The 16677-nt window shown below is 56.9% G+C and carries 11 protein-coding genes; 5 read left to right on the forward strand and 6 right to left on the reverse strand.

All coding sequences use genetic code 11. The features are described from left to right. Window positions 1–197: 197 nt before the first annotated feature. Window positions 198–3155 (forward strand): hypothetical protein, encoded by a 2958-nt coding sequence (locus tag ABD890_RS06125; protein WP_345086913.1) that lies wholly within the window; start codon window positions 198–200, stop codon window positions 3153–3155. Here ABD890_RS06125 and ABD890_RS06130 read toward each other — a convergent pair. Continuing rightward, window positions 3152–4099, reverse strand: a complete 948-nt coding sequence (locus ABD890_RS06130; protein WP_345086915.1) for an isoaspartyl peptidase/L-asparaginase — start codon at window positions 4097–4099, stop codon at window positions 3152–3154. The genes ABD890_RS06125 and ABD890_RS06130 overlap by 4 nt on opposite strands. 307 nt (window positions 4100–4406) lie before the next feature. Here ABD890_RS06130 and ABD890_RS06135 point away from each other — a divergent pair, with 307 nt between their 5' ends. Next, window positions 4407–5195, forward strand: coding sequence for a hypothetical protein (locus tag ABD890_RS06135; RefSeq protein WP_345086916.1), 789 nt, complete (start codon window positions 4407–4409; stop codon window positions 5193–5195). Between the two features lie 10 nt (window positions 5196–5205). Here the strand turns inward: ABD890_RS06135 and ABD890_RS06140 are convergent, their stop codons facing one another. From ABD890_RS06140 to ABD890_RS06155, 4 genes are all read right to left on the reverse strand, one after another. After that, entirely contained in the window at window positions 5206–6426 is a 1221-nt protein-coding gene (locus ABD890_RS06140) for a class I SAM-dependent rRNA methyltransferase (protein WP_345086918.1), read from the reverse strand. 8 nt (window positions 6427–6434) lie between these two features. After that, the gene (gene gltX, locus ABD890_RS06145) at window positions 6435–8027 is read right to left on the reverse strand and encodes a glutamate--tRNA ligase (protein WP_345086920.1); all 1593 of its coding nucleotides are present in this window, start codon (window positions 8025–8027) and stop codon (window positions 6435–6437) included. 146 nt (window positions 8028–8173) lie between these two features. Continuing rightward, on the reverse strand, window positions 8174–9976 hold the full coding sequence (locus tag ABD890_RS06150) for a hypothetical protein (protein ID WP_345086923.1): 1803 nt from the start codon (window positions 9974–9976) through the stop codon (window positions 8174–8176). Between the two features lie 301 nt (window positions 9977–10277). Continuing rightward, window positions 10278–11138, reverse strand: coding sequence for a fumarylacetoacetate hydrolase family protein (locus tag ABD890_RS06155; RefSeq protein ID WP_345086926.1), 861 nt, complete (start codon window positions 11136–11138; stop codon window positions 10278–10280). A gap of 272 nt (window positions 11139–11410) precedes the next feature. On the opposite strand from ABD890_RS06155, the gene ABD890_RS06160 reads away from it, so the two are divergent. Next, window positions 11411–13654 carry a sensor domain-containing diguanylate cyclase/phosphohydrolase gene (locus ABD890_RS06160; RefSeq protein ID WP_345086928.1) on the forward strand — a complete coding sequence of 748 codons (2244 nt, stop codon included), beginning with the start codon at window positions 11411–11413 and terminating at the stop codon, window positions 13652–13654. A gap of 83 nt (window positions 13655–13737) precedes the next feature. On the opposite strand, the gene ABD890_RS06165 is transcribed toward ABD890_RS06160, so the two are convergent. Continuing rightward, window positions 13738–15339 (reverse strand): glycine--tRNA ligase, encoded by a 1602-nt coding sequence (locus ABD890_RS06165; RefSeq protein ID WP_345090846.1) that lies wholly within the window; start codon window positions 15337–15339, stop codon window positions 13738–13740. Between the two features lie 185 nt (window positions 15340–15524). Between ABD890_RS06165 and ABD890_RS06170 the strand changes: the two genes are divergently transcribed. Then, window positions 15525–16340, forward strand: a complete 816-nt coding sequence (locus ABD890_RS06170) for a hypothetical protein (protein ID WP_345086930.1) — start codon at window positions 15525–15527, stop codon at window positions 16338–16340. Beyond that, complete coding sequence (locus ABD890_RS06175) at window positions 16340–16621, forward strand: hypothetical protein (RefSeq protein ID WP_345086932.1); 282 nt, start codon at window positions 16340–16342, stop codon at window positions 16619–16621. Before ABD890_RS06170 ends, ABD890_RS06175 begins: the two co-directional genes overlap by 1 nt. Window positions 16622–16677: the final 56 nt, after the last annotated feature.

Here is a 16677-nt window from a genome sequence, read left to right on the forward strand (position 1 = left end):
CAAATCACGACGCTCTTCGCCCAAAGCTGGGCCGAAAGCCCCTTTCAGGGCATAATGAACCTCGCAAAACGCCTCATTATCAGGGAATCGGTCCTTTCTGCAACGTGATGCACGAAACCAAACGGGCCTCTCGGTCATTTTCTTGTGGTGTTGCGCCATTTCCCGATTCTCTCGTTCCGGCTTGAAAGGTCGTCAAATTGCCTTTTCGCACTCCCCTGCTCTGCCTTTTGCTCACCAGTTGCCTGCTGACTTCCGTGGCCCTGGGGGATGAAGAAAAACGCTTTGTAGCGTTGCTGGAAGATGGTCGCGTGGTCGAAGACAACGTCTTGCGCAACTGGTACTCCGGAAATGCGATGCCGCAGTTGGCTGGCCAAAGCCTGATCGATGGCGGCAATCCGATGCGGTGGATAATCGACCGCTCACTCGGTCCGGCCGAGATGCCCAACGCTTACATCGAACTTCTGTCCGGCGATCGCCTTCCAGGCCATACCGACAGCTACGTGGCCGAAGGGATCGAGTACCAGGCCGACCAGCCAGAGCACTTCACGCTGACTCCCAGCTTTTCGTATCGGAAGTCTTCCGACTCGCGATACCGCACCGACCTGCGAGTCCGCCGCGACTTCATTCGCAAGATCGTCTGGCAACAAATTCCTGCGTTGGTCGACCGCTATGTTCCTTCGACCGTCTATCTGACCAATGGTCGCGAGATCAATTTCCGGGCCATTCGCTTTTCGGAAGGGGCAATCCATTTGCTTTCGGGCCGCGAGCGGATGTCGTTTGGTTTCCATGAAATCGCCGAGCTTCATCTGCCCGACGAATCTCCCTGGGAGACGCAACTTCGCGAGTTAGCCATTCTGTTTCCTGGTGGCAAAACGGATCCTGCCGATCGGATGCGATTGGTCCAATGGGAAACGTCGGAAGGGCTCGTGGCGACCACCAGCGTGCAGCGAATCGACGCCGACTCTCGAGGCGACAACAACAACTCCGATCGCTGGATTCACGGTATCCAGCCAGCCTGGGCGCTCGATCCGATCTGGGTTGAATGCCGTTCGACTTGGATGCGACGAAGTTGGCCAATCGACGAGATCCCCCTGTTTCGTTTGCCTTATCAAGAGACCCGCGAAGGGGCGATGTTCTCGCGAAATGGGTTTCCGGCTCGTGTGAATCGTGGCGTCCTCGCTGGCACCGCCAAGTCAGGCGATCACATCAGTGGCTGGAACTTCGGCGTGATGGCTCCCAGCCGAATGTCATTCGAGCTTCCCCCCTTGGCCAAGGGGTTCCGTGGTTCTGTCGGGATCGATCAGGCCGCCAAAGACCGCGGCTGCGTCCGTGGCAAAGTCTTCGTTTCGTGGGAGAGCCAACCGAAGTTTCAATCGGAACCAATCATCGGCTCGCAAAAGACGGTCGAACTAGGCAACATCAACTGGAACGACGTGCCAACTGATGGGAAGTTGATCCTGGAGGCGGACATGGCCGAAGAAGGTCGTCCTGACGATGCCGACCCGTTCGACATTCGCGACATGACCAACTGGATCGAGCCACGTTTGCTATTGGATCGCGAGAAACTTCTGGCCGAGATCCGCGAGCGAACTCCCCAGGCAATCCTGGCCTGGAAAGATTGGACGGTCACATCGGATCCTGAAAAGCTGCAGTTTCAAACATCACGCCGCCGCGTCGAATACAGCTACGAAGCCCCTTCCTGGCGAACAACCGTTGCCGCTAAGGACCAGCCGCTGAAGCTCTCGACGAAACGGGATATCGCCCCCGAGACACGCTGGCTCGAGATCGTCACGGCCAAGTTCGATGGCAACGATCAGCCGGTCATCGACGTCACCATCGATGGTATCCTGGTTCTGTCGAAAGGCCTGCAAAACGTTAACATTCACGACTACGTCAACACACCGTCACCGCTGCTGGTCGACCTGTTACCGTTCGCAGGGCACGAGGTCACGATCGAAATCAGTCAGTCGGCTGGCTCGGCCGACATTCCGGTCGATTGGCGTGGGATCCATTTCCTGGCGCAGCCTTCGTTTTTACGTCCAATCCTCGATCGACCTACCGAAGTGGAAGTCGATGCCCTGGCAACGTTGAATGGCGATCCAGGCGACGTGAAGTGGCGAAATGACTTGCGACTGGTTAGCCGGCCAGCCATCGAAGTAGCCGACGGCGAAGACTGGATTCAGATTGCCAGCTTCGATCCTCCATTGGAAATCCGCGAACGCCCGATGCCGGGCCAGTTTCGCCAGATCCGTTTTAACTTCTCGAAGCGTGGCGAAGGTCACGTGCTGATTCGGTTCCTGCACAATAACGACGCCGAGTCCCCTGCGATCTACTCCGTCGGAACCAACAAAGCTCCGAAAGGAATCTTCGAGCTCGATCCGAAGAAAGTCCAAGAAGAGTGGCACGAAGTCACGCCGGATCTGTTTTCGAGTCTGGGCGAAGTCGAGATCACCGGCATCGCGATTCAATCGGTCGGCGAAGGGTCTTCCGTTTGGGACCATTTCCTGGCCTTGGCATCAACGCATCCGTATCAATTCAACTGCCTCACAGCGATTCCTCCGTATCACAACAACTGGGACGATTGGCAGAAGCGTTCAGAAGACCTGCTGCAGCGTTTGCCGCAAGCGATTGTGCAAGTGCAACTCTCTCCCGAGTTAAAGCGTCCCGCTGTGATGGTGAATCAAGGCGAAGGGATCTTCGCGATGCTGGGGGACGACAACTGGAAGGCAGGTTCCACGGTCGAATTGACTCGTCTCGATGGCCAGTCGTTCACGGCCAAGCGGTTGGGAATCGATGCTGAATCACGACTCGGATTCATTCAGATCGAAAACATCCAGCAGGATGGCAAGTGGGCACAATACAACCTCTCCGGTGCCGAGCGTTTCGATCCGCGGTTTGCCTTCATGCTGCTGCAACCCAATGCGGCTGGTGATGGTCTCGACTGGGATGTCAGCCAGCCGATGACCTATACTTCGACCACCGAGATCTTGACCAATCCAGAAACGTTCGACTGCGAAGTCGGGGCGATTGCGATCGACTTGAACCATCAGGTCGCCGGCTTCGTGATTGGCAAGGCACCAAACAGACAACCTGTGTTGACGATCGCGCATCCGTTGCCGAAGAACTGGGAGAAGCTGAAGCGAGGCGAGAACTAGTCGGCCCGAAACAACGGCTCGCAGGTTTCATGACGCGTTCCGTTTTGATCGGTGACCGAGAACTTCCAGTCACCCCGCATGCAAACGCCGGCGTGGCTTCCATCTTTCGCCAGCAGATAAAGCTGCAAGTGGAAGTTGGGACGGCCAAGGGCATCCACCTCAAACGGAGGTGCATGGCGAGCGGCCTGTTGCATGGCTTCCATCCCGGCATCGCGTGGTGACATCCCCTGCCCCATCAAGTGAACGGCTAGAAAGCTGGAGCAGTTCAACAGATTGGCTTCTCCGTGCCCGAGACTGCCGCAAGTTCCCTTGTCGTTGTCGACATACAGCCCGGCACCAAAGATGGGCGAATCGCCGACGCGGCCTTTTGTTTTGAAGCAGTGCCCGCTGGTCGATGTCACACAAGCCAGGTCTCCACGTTCGTCTTGCCCGGCCAGGTGAACCGTTCCGGCGGGATGCTGATAGAACCGGTTCAAGATCTTCATCAAGCCTTCTGTTTCTTCGTCGGCGGGTGGAGGCAGCCATTCCATATTGCTTTGGTAGGTGCGTTTCCAAAGCCGCCATAGCTTACGTGCCTTATCGGTCAGCAAGTTCTCTTGCGGAAACCCACAGGCCCGAGCGAACTCGCAGGCGCCGTCCCCTTGCAGCATCACGCGGCGTGATTCTTTCATTAATCGCAAAGCCAACTTCGAGACATGTCGTACTTCGCGAAGGCCGATGATCGAACCACCGCGATGGGTGCGGCCATCCATCACAGCTGCATCCAAAGTGACCTCTCCCTGCTCATCGGGAAGCCCGCCATAGCCCACGGTGTGCTCATCCGGATCATCTTCGACCAGGGTGACACCTTCGACACACGCATCCAGCAAAAGTGTCTTCTTAAGCAGCAGTTGCCACGTAAGCTGAGTCGCTTCCAAACCGTTGTGCGAGGCAATGACTTTCATGGTTCTTTGTCGCCAGGGTAGCGGTATAATTACGAGTCTAGGAAAATCCACAATTCACCATTTTTTTAACCAGTGGTGGGGACGATCCTGTTATGATTGGCCGGGCACCGATCTTCGATCCAAGTTCCGTTGGCTCGCGTTCTGCAAGGCGGAGTTTTGCGAGACCATCTATTCTCGCAAGATGAAAAGTGGACGCCCGAGCCTGATTGTCGTTCGTTTCAAATGATAAAACGATCGTACCTCGTTTGCCTGCCAAATGGCAGCAATAGGACGATCATGGTTCGCCTTGCTCCCTCACACAACACCCATGACCAGTCGCTTTGACGAATCCGGTTCGTCGGAAAATCTGCGCATTAACCAGGATCCCGATCTCCCCTCGCGCCAGGCAAGATGGCTTCGCGGGATCGGCGGAATTGTGCTTGGCCTTTCAGTCGCCGTAGCCTGCGCCCCGCTGTTCTTCTCGACAGACGTTTCTTCGAGTGAAACCACCACTTACCTGCTCATGCTGGTTTCGGTGTTGGCGCTCGATCTCTGCTTTGTCGCGTTGATTCTGACGTGGCGGAACATGGCCGCTGGCCGTCTCGGAGAATGGCAGTTCACCGTCGACGGTTTTCAATCGTCGCTGTACCGCAACTTGATCCTCGGGGGTGGACTCCACACGGTAGCGATTTTCGTGCTGTGGATACCGCTGGTTCTTGGTCGAGACAAAGACAATGGCGAGGTCACATTCACGCCGTTCGTGGTGATGGCAACCTTCGGGGCGTTGGCTTCGATTCCGTGGCTGGTGCAGTTCTTCTTGAACGTCAAAGGGCACGATCTCGAAGTGCATGAAGAAGGGATGATGATTGGCGGCTTTTATCCATGCCGCTGGAATCGCATCCAAAGCTATAGCGTCTGGGACGATGCCGCGTCGCTGGTTTCGTTCGATATTAGCGGACGCGGCCCGATCGAAGTCTTCATGGCCCCTGGCGACCGGAAGATTCTGGTCGAAGAACTTCGCCGGCATGTCGGCCCGCCGGAGCGCGAAGGCCGATCAGACGATCTGCCCGATGACGATCACAACGGGCAATTCGGAAACCTCTCGGTATTCCGATAGTCGCCAGGTCTTAGCCGACGCTGGCGATAAAGCACTTCAGGTATTCGCTCTCCAGACAGGTCGCACTGACCGGGTGATCTGGCGAGGCACCGCGTTGTTCCAGCAAGCGAAGATCGCGGCCTGACTTCTGAGCGACGCCTAGCAGCATCATCATGAACTCGTCGCGGCTCACGTTACCACTACAGCTACAGGTCACCAGAATGCCACCGGGGCGCAGTAACTGCGTCGCGTGACGATTGATGTGGAAGTAAGCCCGTAATGCTTCGTCGATCGTACGTCGCGTCTTGGTGAACTTGGGCGGGTCGAGCACGATGGCGTCGTACTTGTCGCCGGCATCAACGCGAGCCTTCAAGTAATCGAAGCAGTCTGCCTTCTCGAACGAGACGTTGTCGAGTTGGTTCCGCTGAGCGTTGCGCTGCGCAGCCGAGACAGCTGGTCCGCTGCCATCGACGCCGTGCACCGAGGCGGCCTGACCATGCTTGGCGGCATTCAACGCGAATCCACCGCTGTAGCAGAACATATCCAGCACCTTCGCCCCGGAGGGAAGGTACCGGGCAGCCACGCGACGGTTGTCTCGTTGATCGAGATAGAACCCGGTCTTCTGCCCTTCGGAAAGATCGACTTCGTAGTGCAGATCGTTCTCGACGATGGTGATGGGTTCTTCTGGCAACTGACCGGCCAGAAGACGCGACTCAACTTCCAGACCTTCCAGCTTCAAAATGCCGGCTTCGCCACGCAGCGAGATGCTTTTGGGCTCCATCAGTTCGGTCAAGATTTTGACGATCGAATCGAGCCGGCGATGCATGCCGAGCGAAGTGACCTGAATCATCAAATGGCCAGCGAAGTGCTCGACGATCAAACCACTCAGGCCGTCCGCTTCGCTGTAAACGAGGCGGCAGCCGGTCGTTTCGGTCAGCAAACCCATTTCGCGCCGCATCAGGATGGCACGTTCGAGACGGGCCTTCCAGAAACGATCGTTCAGCTTCGCTTCCGGGTCCCACGAATAAAGTCGAACTCGCAGGTGACTGTTCCGGTTGATCAGCCCATACGCGATGAAGCGATCTTTGTCGCTGATCAACTGGACCATATCGCCATCTTCGACCTTTCCTTCTACTTTTTCGATTCCACTGTCGCGAACCCATGGGTGGCGACCGAAGAATGGCTGGGCCTTGCGGGGGCGCAGTTTCACTTTAGGAATGGAGGAAGATACCGAGCTCGTTTCTTCGGGCATTGCGGGGGTTATTCCGATTCAGCGGGGAATTTTTCAGCGGCAAGTTGCAACGTCGTATCCATGCGATGCAGACACGACTCTTTGCCCAAAATAGCGAGGCAATCGAACATGCCTGGGCCAACGGTCTTGCCGGTCACGCTCAAACGAACACCATGAATGATGTCGCCGATCTTGATGCCAGCCTCGTCCACGAAGGCATGCATTTCTTTGTCGAGATGTTCGACCGTCCAGTCCTCGACGCCGTCCAGATGATGACGGAAGGTTGTAAGGATGGCCTGTGATTCGGGCGAGGAAAGTCGCTTCGCGAAACCTTTCTCGTCCATTTCCATTTTGTCGTCGGCAACGTAAAAGTAATCGGCGTAAGCCAGGATGTCGCCCATCACCTTCAAACGATCACCACACGCGGCGACGATCAGCTTCAGCTTTTCCATTTCGCCAGCGGCGTTCGGATCGGCGACCAGACCGGCCTTATGCAGGTACGGCATCATTCCGGCGGCCTTCTCTTCGACCGACAGGTTTTGCATGTGGCGATCCTGGAACGCCCACAGCTTCTTGGCATCGAAGCTGGCCGGAGCCTTCGTGACGCGTTCGAGGCTGAAGTGCTCGATCATCTGCTCGACGGTGAAGTCTTCGGTCTTGTCGTCCAGCGACCAACCGAGCAGCACCAGGTAGTTCAAAATGGCCGACGGCAAGTAACCGGTCGCTTCGTAGAAGTCGACGATCACGGGATTGAACGTCTCGGCCGACATCTGCACGCCCATCCGGGCAGCGATGTCCTGACCATGTTCGTTGATTCGCTTGAAGTCAGGGTTCTTCAAGTACTTCTCAAGCTTACGCTTGCTCAGCTTGTTCTTGCTGCCTGGCTCGGCCACATACGGCAAGTGAGCATAGGTCGGCAATTCGTAACCAAGCGACTGGGCGATGAAGATCTGACGCGGGGTATTCGGCAGGTGCTCTTCGGCACGGATCACGTGCGAGATCTTCAGATCGTAGTCATCGACCACGCTGGCCAGGTGATACAAGCACGAGCCGTCGCTACGCTGGATGACATGATCGTTCTCTTTCGACCAGTCGAACGAGACATCACCTCGGATCGCGTCGGTGAACTGACAGGCACCTTCACGCGGCATCTTCAGACGCACGACAAAGCTGCGGCCTTCCGCCTCGAACTTGGCACGTTCTTCTGGCGTGGTGGCCATCCAGTTGCGGCTGTACTGGAACGGTCGCTTGTCAAAGGTGGCCTGATCGCGTTCAGCGTTGACTTCTTCCAGCGTGGAATAGTCGTAGTAGGCAAAGCCATCTTCGATGAGCTTTTGCGCGGCGGCCTGATACTTTTCGAGTCGCTGCGACTGATAGTAAGGTTCACAAGGACCGCCAACTTCGGGGCCTTCGTCCCAGTCGATCCCCAGCCACCGGAAACCATCCAGGATCGGCTGGAGGGCTTCGTCGACGTTGCGCTGCTGATCGGTATCGTCGATCCGCAGAATGAACTGTCCCCCGTGCTTGCGGGCAAACAGCCAATTGAACAGTGCGGAGCGAACCCCACCGATATGCAGATAACCGGTAGGACTTGGGGCGAATCGGGTACGAACTGTTGCCATGATCTAGCGGGCGTACGCCTTGATTGGGGAATCGATGGACGACCGGCGTCTCCCCCTTGTCAGGTGGGAAACGCCCCGAACGATCCCTAAGCTTAGACGCTGGCAGCAAACCGCGTCAAAGGGGCGTATCTCCGAATCGTCGGGGACTAGGCCGCCGTCCGACGCTTCAGCTTTTTCAAACGCCGACGTTCTGCCTTGCTCAGCATGTGATCTGGCTTGGCTTCCAGTCGCAAGATTTCTTCATCTTCGGCCGAGTTCGACTCGTCGTCGTCCTCTTGGTTGTACTTGCCGGTGATGGTCGGCGGCTGCTGCGGAGCAGGCGCCGGGGCCGCCGCTGGAGGCTTGGGCCGCGTTTTGACCCGGGGCGTCATCGTGGTACGTGGCTCGTCCGAATCGGCAGCGTCTTCCTCGTCGCTCGCTTCGGCATCCTTGCTACCCCACGAGAACCAGCCTCGTTTTGGCTTCGCTTCCGCTTCTTCCTCGGCCGGGGGCGGCGTGGCTACCTTCGGCTTTTTAGCGGCCGGGGCCTCCTCGGCCTCTTCAGCGTCGGCCTGCTTCTTGCCGAACGAGAACCAACCTCGCTTCGGCTGGGCGGCTTCTTCCGACTCCGCTTCCTTCTGCTTCTTCGCGGCGAGCTTCGCTTTCAATGGAGCAGACTTTTCAGCTTCCTCATCGTCGGTGGCGGCCTTTTTACCGAACGAGAACCAGCCCCGCTTTGGCTCGGTCGCTTCTTCCGATTCGGCTTCCTGTTGCTTCTTGGCGGCTGGTTTCGCCTTTACCGGAGCAGGTGCTTCGTCGTCCTCTTCCTCGGCGGCGGCCTTTTTGCCGAAAGAGAACCAGCCTCGCTTCGGCTTGGTTTCGGTCTCTTCCTCTTCGACTGGCTTGCTGGCCGAACGCGACTTGGTCGCTACGGGCTTGGCTGGTTCTTCCGCTTCGTCAGTTTCTTCCTGCTTCCGTCCCCACGAGAACCATCCGCGACGTGGCTTGGCTTCCGCTTCTTCCTCGTCGTCGTCAGCTGGCTCGGCAACCTTGGCGGCTGGCTTCTTGGTAGCAGCTCGTGCACGACGGGCAGGCTTCTTCGCCTTGGTTTCGGACTCTTCTTCTTCGTCCGCAACTTCGATCGAGCCGCGAGAGATCAGGCCTTGGGCGTCCATCCAGACAAAACGGGCATATTGCACCAGGCTGGCCATCAGCAAGCCAACGCCAGTGAGCTGAGCGGCATGGCAAGCCAGCTCGACCGGCATATTACCAGGGACCAGCAGTAGATCCAGTTGAACCGCCATGCCCAGAAAGATGAGCGTGGCCCCGAGCAGACCAACGATCAGCGTGCCGATGCTCTGACGTACTTCCAGGATCGCTCGCAGAGCCATCGAGCCATACGCAACGCTCCAGACGACAATCCACCAGCCTTCGGTCTTGCCCAGCAGACGGACGCGCGTGACCGCCTCGAGCCCGCGAGCGACGTCGCTGCGGAAGTCGAGCATGAAATCGACACTGGCGAAAAGCAGCAGTGCGGCAAACCAGAGCCAGCAACGATAGCGTCCGCGATAATCGTCCAAACGATGGCGTCGGATGCGATACGTTAAAAACGCAATCATTGCGCCAACGAACAGAGCTCCGGCCGACAAATAGGTCCCCAGGCTATCGACCCGCGATAGGTCGGCCCATCGAACGACGCTGGAAGCGTAATGATGCAGTGCCAGCAGACCGGTGATCGTTAACAGAATGGCGGCGTAGAACAGTGCGACGTGGACAACGTACACCGGAACCGCATCGACGATACGAATTCGACGTTCATCCACGGCTGTCTTCGAGTAAGAGCGAGCCGATCGACGCATGTTGCTCGCCGACTCGTTCGAAGCAGACTGGTTACTGGAATCGCTGTTGCGATCGTCCATCAAGGCCCGTCGACGACGCTCGTCGCGCAGACCGTTCCGCCTGAATTGCATTCTCAATCCCATCCCTGGTGAAAGAAATGACCACGTCCCTGTGGCATTTAATCATCCTTATAGAACAGATTTCGGCAAACGATCGAGGCGTCCTGAATGAATGATGGTCAGGTTTTGATCAGCCTTGTGCTGGCACGTACCGCAGCACGAACAGCCGGCATACTTCGCCACAGCTGATGGCACGGCTAGCAGTGGATTTCCGCAGTTGCCAGCATGTCAAGTAAAGAACGCATGCTACGAAACAAGGGAGACCTGAAGAAGGCCTCCCTTGCGAGTTGAACGTGCTGCAGCGACCGCGAAACTAACAGCCTGCGATAACGGGATTCGACAGGATACCGAGCTTTTCGATCTCGATCTCGCAGATATCTCCCGGCTTCAGGAAGACAGGCGGCTTGCGAGCCATGCCGACGCCCGGCGGAGTACCGGTGTAAATCAAGTCGCCAGGCTTCAACGTGCAGACCTGCGATAAGTACGAGATCAGGAAGTCGATGCGGAAGATCAATTGGCTGGTCGACGAATCTTGCATCGTTTCGCCATTGAGTCGGCATTGAATCCGCAAGTTGTGGGGATCTTCGATCTCGTCGGCCGTGACGATCTCGGGCCCCAGCGGAGCAAAGCTATCGAACGACTTGCCAAGCAGCCACTGCTTGCCAGGCTTCCCCTTTTGCCAGTCGCGGCAAGAGACATCGTGACCAATCGTGTAGCCGGCAACGTGACTCATCGCTTCTGCCTGGGGGATGTTCCGCCCGGCGCGACCGATCACCACGACCAGTTCAGCTTCGTAGTCGATCTGATCGCTGACCGCCGGAATTTCGATCGCCTGACGATGGGCTCGCAAGCAAGTCGGAAACTTATTGAAGACGACCGGCTCGTCGCCAACGGTGGCCCCCGTTTCGGCCGCATGGTCGGCGTAGTTCAAACCGATACACAATATCTTCTGCGGCTCGACAACCGGAGGCAGGAGGTGCAATTTGGCCGGATCGAGCAACTTGCCGGTCTGGGCGGCTTCGAGAATGGACTCGTGATGAACCGCCAGCATCGGCAATAACTGCTTCATTTGGGTGGGAAGCAGCGGATCGGCCTGATGCAAGTCGACATAGCCATCGCCGCGAGCCACCGCGGTACGTGGTCCGGTTTCACTCTGGTAGCTAATCAATCGCATCGGGGTCGGAACCTTCTCATTGGAATAACCGTTGTCATTCGCATCTCACATAGAATGCGCAGAGTTCAACTTATCGGAAAATCTGCACCGCGACAACGAGCCGAATCCCAGGGCTCGATGGGGCAACGTGTGCTTGTCCGGTCTCTTTTCTTCATTTTTCTGCAACAGCCGATCGAGCGAATTTGCTGGTCTACGGATTTCGACGTAACTTTCAGCGCAACAATTGACAATGACCACACCAGTGACAACCTGGGGCAGCAAACCCGATGGCTATGGATCCAACATCAAACCCTGGTTCATACGAACCTCCAGGTCCCTCGCATGATCGCGACGAAGACCCTATTCACACGATCTCGAACCTGATTGCCTGGGCCGACGAACCGTACGACGAACCAATCGCCGACCACTTCGACGACACCGACAACCAACTGATTCAGGTCAGCCTTGGCATCGCTTCCGGTTTGTTCTATTCACTTCAGGCCAAGCACTTCCCGACTGCTTCGCACTCGCTGCGTGTCGCCAAATTGTGCTCGCGTTGGGCCGTTGAACTCGATCTCGAACCTTTCCAGCGAGATCAGCTGGAAGTCGCCGCCTTGCTGCACGATGTCGGCAAAATTGGCGTCCCTGACTACGTACTGACCAGCCCTGGCAAGCTGTCGACAGACGAGCAAGTTTTGATGAATCGCAGCCAAGAGATCGGGCTGGAGATTCTCTCGGCTTGCTGCGATGGCGAAGAGATTGTCGACCTGATTCGTTATAACTACGCCTGGTACGATGGCAGCAAGAAGAACAGCGACGTATCGGGCAAAGACATTCCCATCGAAGCGCGCATGCTGGCGATCGCCGATGCTTACGACTCGATGACCGTCGATCAAATTTTCCGCCGTGCTCGTTCGAAAGAACGTGCCATGGCCGAACTGAATTCGCATGCCGGTACGCAGTTCGATCCAGACCTGGTCCAACAGTTCTGCGAGCTTCAATCACGCACGACGACTCCAGACACCGATTCCACTCGCCGCTGGCTGCGCGTGCTTTCCCCTGAACAAGCCAACAAGCGTTGGAAAGCCAACGCCGAAAGCATCGCACCACAGCTCAGCCGCTCGCATGCCGCGTTCCAGGACTGCCTGGTCCGCAACAGCCACGACGCGTTGATCTTCCTGGATCTCAGCCTGCAAATCGTCGGTTGGAATCAAGGTGCCGAACGGCTGACCGGTTTGACGCGTGATGTCGTCGAAGGGCATAGCTGGACGCCGGATCTGCTTGGGCTGACCGATCACCAGGGACGCAAGTTTGGCGAAGGCAAAGACCCGGTCCGAGCCGCTTTGGTTTCGCGTACCCAAGGCAAGTACCGCCTTTCCATCCGCAACGCGGCCGGCACCTTCGTCGCGGTGATTGCCCACATCGTTCCGGTGATTGGGGAAGATGGTGCCAGCCTCGGCCTGACAATCCAGATGCACGATGCGACCGGTGTCGAATCGCTGGAAGAACAAGTTCAATCGCTGCACTACAAGGCAACTCGCGATCCACTGACCGGGTTGTGCAATCGAGCCGAAATGGACCGCAGCCTGATCGATATGGTCGATCGCCATACGACCGTCGGCCGGCCTTGCAGCGTGATCATTTGCGACATCGACTTCTTCAAGAAGATCAACGATACCTACGGTCATCAAGCAGGCGACGAAGCCCTGATCGTCTTTGCCAAGATGCTGGAAGACAAAGCCCGTCCCGGTGACATGTGTGCTCGCTATGGTGGTGAAGAGTTCGTGATCCTCTGCCCGCAGTGCGACAATGAAATGGCCGCGGCCCTGGCCGAACAGATCCGCAGCGATCTCGCCGCGATGTCTCTCTCGGCCTTGGGCGGAAAGCACATGACTGCCAGTTTCGGTGTGACCGAAATTCAACGAGGCGACACCGGCGATACGATCCTGAACCGAGCCGATCGGGCTCTGCTACAGTCCAAAGAAATGGGACGCAATATCGTCACGCAGATCGGTGGCGGCCTGAGCGACCCTCAGATCGGCGATCGTCGCAGTTGGTGGACCCGTATGTTCAAGCCGGCCGAGCCGGAGGTGCTGCTCAAGCGAGCGATGAAGACCCGTGTGCCGCTGAACCTGGCCGCCGAGAAGATTCGAGGCTTCGTGGCCGATCATCGCGCCGAAGTACTACAAGTGACCGAAAACTCGATCAAAGTGATGATCGATGGCGAATCCCTTCCGCTGCAGCGTCGCGTGGCCGATCGAGCCGTGCCGTTGATCCTCGACCTGCACTTCAGTGCCTTGATGGTCGAGAATGGCAGTCAGCATACCAAGGTTCAGATTTCGATTTCGCCGCGTCGCAATCGAGATCGTCGCAAGCGAGACGCCGTCGAACGTGCCCGGCACTTGCTGCTGAGCCTCCAGTCGTACATGGTGGCTTACGAGTTCGTCGACACCTCCGTCGCATCGATGGACGATCACTCGTCGTGGTGGAGCCGCCTCTGGGGTGGATCCTCGCAAAAGGTGGGCGAGTCGCGTTAGAGCGAACCTGATTCAACAACAAGAGCCGCGAAGGAATGATATCCCTCGCGGCTCTTTTTTGTTTCGAACAGTGACGGTTGAAATTAACCGATCAGCTTTCGCAGTTCATCCGTCAGGTCGTCCGCCTTCACACGCCATTGTTCCAGCGTGTCGCGATGACGAATGGTGACGGTGTTGTCCTGGATGCTGTCGCCGTCGACCGTAACACAGAACGGCGTGCCTGCTTCGTCCTGACGACGATACCGACGCCCCACGGCTCCCTTTTCGTCGTAGAAGACATTCCAGTCTTTCTTCAACGTGCGGTACAAGTCCTGGGCCATTTCTGGCATGCCATCCTTCTTGACCAGCGGGAAGATCGCGGCCTTGATCGGAGCGATACGTGGATGAAGCTTCATCACCACGCGGCTCTGCATCTTGCCCTTGTCGTCCGGAGCTTCGTCTTCGGTATAGGCTTCACACAGGAACGCGAGCGTCGCACGGTCGGCACCAGCAGAAGGTTCGATCACGTGCGGGATGAAACGCTCGCCGGTCAGGTCGTCGCGGTACGACAAATCCTTGCCACTACCTCGGTGACGTGGCTTGCCATCTTCGTTCAATTCGACCGTCAACGGATTGGTGGCCGGATCGAGCTTCCCTTCCATGTGGCTTCGCAGGTCGAAGTCGCCACGGTGAGCAATCCCTTCCAGTTCGCCAAACTCGCCCTCAGGCAAGAATGGAAAAGCATACTCAACGTCGGCGGTGCCGCGCGAGTAATGACTTAGTTCGTCTTGATCGTGATCGCGAAGCTGCAGCTTACCTTCATCCAGCCCCAGATCGAGGTACCACTTGAAACGACGATCGCGCCAGTAGGTGTACCATTCGGCCGACGAATCGGGATGGCAGAAGAACTCGATTTCCATTTGCTCGAATTCACGCGAGCGGAAGGTGAAGTTACGCGGCGTGATTTCGTTGCGGAAGCTCTTACCGACCTGAGCGATCCCGAACGGAACGCGAACGCGGCTACTATCGACGACGTTCTTGAAGTTCACGAAGATCCCCTGAGCCGTTTCTGGTCGGAGGAATGCCGAGTCGGCTTCACCACCCAAGGCACCGATGGTCGTCTTGAACATCAGGTTAAACTCGCGTGGGGCCGTCAGGGTGCCGAGCGTCTTGGCATCGGGACCGAGGACCAGTTCGAAGTCGTCGACGGTGGTCAGCGAGGCCAACGGACCATCCCATTTCAGTTCGTCGGCATTCTTGGATCGCATGCCGAAGAACTTGAGGGCCTGACGTTCGAGATCGGCTTCTGGAGCTTCCGAGTCGGACCCAGCGGTGGCGAAGATCTTCTTTCCCTTCGCTTCCACCCAACGACCTTGAATCTGATCGTGGCGATAGCGTCGCTTCGACTCGCGGCAGTCAACCATATAGTCGTGGAACAGATCGTAGTGACCACTGCACTTCCAGACCTGGGGATGCATGATGATCGTGCAGTCGAGCCCGGTCATTTCGTACGAACCTGGGGCCCCTGGCAACTGGGTCAGGTCGTCGTGTCCGGTGACCATATCGCGCCACCAGGCATCTTTGATGTTCCGCTTCAGCTCGACACCAAGCGGGCCGTAGTCCCAAAAACCGTTGATGCCCCCATAGATTTCGGAAGACTGAAACATGAAGCCTCGTCGCTTGCACAACGAGACGAGCTTTTCCATTTCCATGGCGTCGATTTCTTTGAAATGGGTGTTTGGCGTAAGTCTTTTAGCGATAAACCCCTTAGTTTACCGCACCCCTACCTTTCGCGTCTACGTGGGTCGGACGGGCAATTTGGTCGAACCGGGCGGGAAACTGGTTTAGAATCTGGACGGTTACCACCGGAAAGAGGTTCGCCGAGTCCCTGATGCCCCCAGAAATCCCCAATCCGTTCCAGCCACCTTCCATCGAAGCCTGCACGCAGCAGCCGCGGCTTGAAGTCTTTCAGACCTACCAAGGAGACAATTCTTCGACGCTAGCTTCGATCGAACCAATCCAGTCTCCATTCCGAAATCACGTCCTCTCGCGATCGAGCAAGATCCTCCGAAGCGTTACCTATCTGGCGACCTTTTTGGTTCCGTTCGCGTTGACGATCGACATCTTCGTTGCCCTGCCCCAGGTATTTCAGAATCCCTATATATCGCAACCGTTCTGGAGCGGGCGAATACTGATGTTAATTAGCATCGTCTTAATTACGCTGGGGCATTCCTTCTGGTCACCGTTCCATACCCAAGATCATCAACTCGCCAGGCAGCTTCGCAAATTACTCACCAAGCGAGATGATGTCCCGCTTCAGAAACGCGAGATTCGCATCTGCCACGCCGTAGAGATTCTGGCCGATCGGAGCTTATCGCCGGATCAGTCGCCCCTGCAGCACGATGTTGCGTTGCTTAAGATTTCGCCTCGATCGGAACAACTGATCCTGGAAGGAGACCGCTTCCGGTACCAGATTCCATTCCGCTCGATCACCGAACTTCAGGCCGGTTCGTTTGCTTATCGCCTGGTCCAACTCTGGTGTATGCAAATTTCGTTTGCGACCGATCAAGGAAAATACGACCTGGTCTTCAGGCCGTGTGAAGACAACTCGACCATAGGAACCTCGAACAAGGCGCGACAACGGATGACCATGAAACTGCTAGAGCAGATCGAACATTGGCTGCAGTCATCGCAAGAGGCGCGCTGATGCCGAACGACCCCATCAACCCCTATCAGTCGCCGCAGATCGATTCCGAAGAAACCCCGGCGCTGAAGCACGAGAATCTCTCGCAACCAACGACGCCTGTCGACCAGACAATCGCCGTCGTTTCGCCGGTCGCCGAAGCGTGGGCCAATTCGGTTCTGACCCAACGAAACTTTGTTGTCGCAGTCTTCCTACGGTTCCTTGCTTCCATAACAGGCTTCCCGCTGGTGCTCTTCGCGATGATGGCCACCATGAGTTCACTGTCTACACTGCGAAATCCATAGATTTCGCTTTCGACCGGCGTTTCGGCTGTCATCACTTCCATCGTTTTAGCTGTCGT

The sequence above is a fragment of the Bremerella cremea genome (assembly GCF_039541315.1).
In the GTDB taxonomy this organism is placed as follows: domain Bacteria; phylum Planctomycetota; class Planctomycetia; order Pirellulales; family Pirellulaceae; genus Bremerella; species Bremerella cremea.

Excerpts from the sequence above, each read along its gene's own strand:
- ABD890_RS06130 (WP_345086915.1), bottom strand. The coding sequence starts at position 4,099 with ATGAAAGTCATTGCCTCGCACAACGGTTTGGAAGCGACTCAGCTTACG.
- ABD890_RS06135 (WP_345086916.1), top strand. The coding sequence starts at position 4,407 with ATGACCAGTCGCTTTGACGAATCCGGTTCGTCGGAAAATCTGCGCATT.
- ABD890_RS06140 (WP_345086918.1), bottom strand. The coding sequence starts at position 6,426 with ATGCCCGAAGAAACGAGCTCGGTATCTTCCTCCATTCCTAAAGTGAAA.
- gltX (WP_345086920.1), bottom strand. The coding sequence starts at position 8,027 with ATGGCAACAGTTCGTACCCGATTCGCCCCAAGTCCTACCGGTTATCTG.
- ABD890_RS06150 (WP_345086923.1), bottom strand. The coding sequence starts at position 9,976 with ATGCAATTCAGGCGGAACGGTCTGCGCGACGAGCGTCGTCGACGGGCC.
- ABD890_RS06155 (WP_345086926.1), bottom strand. The coding sequence starts at position 11,138 with ATGCGATTGATTAGCTACCAGAGTGAAACCGGACCACGTACCGCGGTG.
- ABD890_RS06160 (WP_345086928.1), top strand. The coding sequence starts at position 11,411 with ATGGATCCAACATCAAACCCTGGTTCATACGAACCTCCAGGTCCCTCG.
- ABD890_RS06165 (WP_345090846.1), bottom strand. The coding sequence starts at position 15,339 with ATGGAAAAGCTCGTCTCGTTGTGCAAGCGACGAGGCTTCATGTTTCAG.
- ABD890_RS06170 (WP_345086930.1), top strand. The coding sequence starts at position 15,525 with ATGCCCCCAGAAATCCCCAATCCGTTCCAGCCACCTTCCATCGAAGCC.
- ABD890_RS06175 (WP_345086932.1), top strand. The coding sequence starts at position 16,340 with ATGCCGAACGACCCCATCAACCCCTATCAGTCGCCGCAGATCGATTCC.